4 protein-coding genes are annotated in these 3,157 nt (G+C 66.4%); all 4 read right to left on the minus strand.

The features are described 5' to 3' along the window. Positions 1-709, minus strand: a 709-nt coding sequence (istB, locus tag AC5Y49_RS24485) for an IS21-like element helper ATPase IstB (protein WP_499891972.1), incomplete at its 3' end; no start/stop codon positions are given. A 26-nt stretch (positions 710-735) separates the two neighbouring features. Next, a complete protein-coding gene (istA, locus tag AC5Y49_RS24490) occupies positions 736-1,995 on the minus strand; it encodes an IS21 family transposase (protein ID WP_499891969.1) in 1,260 nt (419 codons plus the stop codon). Positions 1,996-2,040: 45 nt separating this feature from the next. Next, complete coding sequence (gene istB, locus AC5Y49_RS24495; protein ID WP_499891970.1) at positions 2,041-2,838, minus strand: IS21-like element helper ATPase IstB; 798 nt, start codon at positions 2,836-2,838, stop codon at positions 2,041-2,043. Positions 2,839-2,840: 2 nt separating this feature from the next. After that, positions 2,841-3,157 (minus strand): Mu transposase domain-containing protein (locus AC5Y49_RS24500; protein ID WP_499891971.1); only part of this gene is annotated, 317 nt, incomplete at its 5' end.

The following is a 3,157-nucleotide window of genomic DNA, read 5'->3' on the forward strand; positions in this document are numbered from 1 at the left end:
CGATGACTTCGGCGTGGTGGACGAGGCGGTCGATCATGGCCGCAGCCACGACGTCGTCGCCGAACACTTCGCCCCAGCGGCCGAACGGCTTGTTGGAAGTGACGATGAGGCTGGCCCGTTCGTAGCGTGAGGAGACCAGCTGGAAGAACAGGTTGGCCGCTTCGGGCTCGAACGGAATGTAGCCGACTTCGTCGACGACGAGGAGGGGGTAGCGGCCCAGCCGGATGAGTTCTTGTTGCAGCCTGCCGGCATGGTGAGCGTCGGCCAGCCGGGCGACCCATTCGGCGGCGGTGGCGAACATGACGCGGTGGCCGGCCTGGCAGGCCCTAATCGCGATACCGATGGCCAGGTGGGTTTTTCCGGTGCCTGGTGGGCCGAGGAAGACGACGTTGTCTTTGGCGGCGACGAAGTCCAGGGTGCCCAGGTGGGCGATCAGGTCACGTTTGAGTCCGCGGGCGTGATCGAAGTCGAACTCCTCCAACGATTTCCGGGACGGGAAACGGGCCGCGCGAATACGGCCCTCCCCGCCGTGGGATTCCCGGGCGGAGACCTCACGCTGCAGACAGGCCACCAGGAACTCCTCATGCGTCCAGGATTCGGTACGGGCCCGCTCGGCCAGGCGCCCTACTGCTTCGCGCAAGGTGGGTGCTTTCAGGGCGCGGGTAAGGAAGCTGATCTCTGCGGTGAGGTCCCGGTTGCTCGATGACACCGCAGTCGTTCTCGTGGTCTTGGTGGTCACGACACCAGCCCGCCTTCGCCGAGGTCGACACCGAGGGCGGTGTCGTAATCGCTGAGTGCTCGCTGTTCGACGTTGACCTGAGCCTCGGGATCACACACCGGGCGCAGGGCGCCGATACGGTTGCGGCGCAGCATGTTCGCTGCCTCGCGGTGCTCGGGATCGGTGATGGTTTGATGCCAGGCCCACACCCGCTCGTGATCGGCCACCACCTTGCCCTCACAGAACACTTGGACACGGTCGAGGTCGGCGACGACTTCAATGCGCCGCCCGATCACGCCCGGGTGCACGGAGTAGTCGTTGGAGTCCAACCGCACATAGTGATCGCGCGCCAACCGGGTCGCGCTGCGCCATCCCACCGCCGGTGGCACCGGGGGCAGAGTAAGCATCGCCTGGCGGTCCGCTCCGATCCGGTCGGTCGGGGCACAGCCCAGCACCCGGCGGGTCCGGCCGTTGACCAGCGCCAGCCATTGCTGAAGTTGGTGGTTGAAATCGCCGGGACCGCTGAAGGTTCGGCCCGGCAGAAACGAGCGCTCCAGATAGTCATGGGCCCGTTCGATGATGCCCTTGTGTTCGGGTTCTCTGGGTTTGAGCACCACCACCTTGGCACCCAGGACACCGCGGAACGCCTGGCAATCCCCGCTGAGCTCAACCTTGCCCGAACGCCACCGCCCGATCGCGCCTTCGCCATCCCAGACCAGGGTGCGCGGCACCGCCCCGAGTGCCTGGATCAGCTGCCACCACCCGGCGAAGAGGTCCTCGGCACAGCGGGTGGGCAGCAGGATCGCCGACAGCCACCGCGAATAACCCAGCGCCATTGTCAGCACCGGCAGCTGCGTGGAAGTGCGCCTTTGCCCATACCCGACCGGGACCGTGGTCGGCGGAAACCAAAAGTCGCACTGCCCAATATCACCAACCTCATAGGTCGTGCGGCTCGCGGGATCCGGCGGCAGATAGGCAGGCCGCAGCTCCCGGGCGCGTTCCTTGAACACCGTCATCCCACGCGTCCAACCGACCCGCTCAGCGATCACCGTCGCCGGCATCGTCGGCACGTCTTTGAGCTGGGCGCGGATCGCGTCTTCGAACGCATCAACCGCCGAGCCCGCCGGCTTGCGCTCATACTTCGGCGGACCCTCTGAAGCCAGCGCCGTTCGCACCGTGTTCCGCGAGATCCCCAACGTCCTGGCGATCAACTTCTTCGGCAACCCCTCCGCTCGATACAGCCGGCGGATCTCAGCCCAATCCTCCACTGACAACAACTCCCTTCTCCTCTCGGCTAGAAGCCGAGAGTCCGTCGAAGGGGGTCAAAATTCGGGCGTCGACACGGGGTCAGTTTTCAGGCGTCGCCGACACAGGGTGTCGATTCCGGTGTCCTTGAGCCGGTAGCTGGAGCCTTTGAGGGTTAGGACGTCGGCATGATGCACGATGCGGTCGATCATGGCCGCGGCCACCACTTGATCCCCGAACACGTCGCCCCATCGGGCGAAGGGCAGGTTGGACGTGAGGATCAGTGAGGCGTGTTCGTAGCGGCTGGAGACCAGTTGGAAGAACAGGTTGGCGGCGTCCTGTTCGAAGGGGATGTAACCGACTTCGTCGACGACGAGCAGACCGATACGACGCAGCTTGGCCAGCTCGGCCGGCAGTCGCCCGGCGTTGTGGGCGGCCTTGAGGCGGCCGACCCAGTCCACAGCGGTGGCGAACGCGATACGGTGCCCGGCCTGGGCGGCCTTGATGGCCAGCCCGATGGCGAGGTGGGTCTTGCCGGTGCCGGGTGGGCCGAGCAGCACCACGTTGCGGGACTTGGCCAGGAACGCGCCGGTTCCCAGATGGGCGACCATGTCGCGGTTCAGCGCGGGCTGGTGATCGAAGTTGAAATCCTCCAACGACTTACGCGTTGGAAACCCGGCCGAGCGGATCCGTGTCGCCGCGCCAGAGGCCTCGCGGGCGGCGACCTCACGGGAGAGCACGGCTGCCAGATACTCTTCGTGGCTCCAGCCGCCGTCGCGGGCTTGCTCGGCCAGCCGAGCGGCGGACTCGCGGATGCGTGGCGCCTTGAGTGCTTGGGCGTAGTGCAGGACGGTCTTGATGGGGTCTTCGGCCATGCTCATGCCACCTCACCGTCGGAAGTGACTGTGGCGGTGGTGAAATCGACACCGAAGGCGCGGTCGTAGTCGCTCAGGTCGCGTACCAGATGATCACCTTCCGTCGCCGGTGGCCGACCGGCTTGGAACTGCTGGCGCAACGCCGCCGCGGTCGCGACGTGGGCGGGGTCGGTCAGGGTTTGTCGCGCCGCCCAGCAGCGGTCGTGAACCGCCAGCAGGCGGCCCGCCCTAGTCACCGTCACCTGAGTCAGGGTGGTGGACACCTCGACGAGTTGGCCGATCGCACTCGGATCCACCGAGTAGTCGTTGCCGGCCACCC

It is taken from the genome of Mycobacterium sp. NGS62 (assembly GCF_059812285.1).

What these genes read in the sequence shown, in the direction of transcription:
- istB (WP_499891970.1), bottom strand. Translation starts at nt 2,838, where the DNA reads ATGGCCGAAGACCCCATCAAGACCGTCCTGCACTACGCCCAAGCACTC.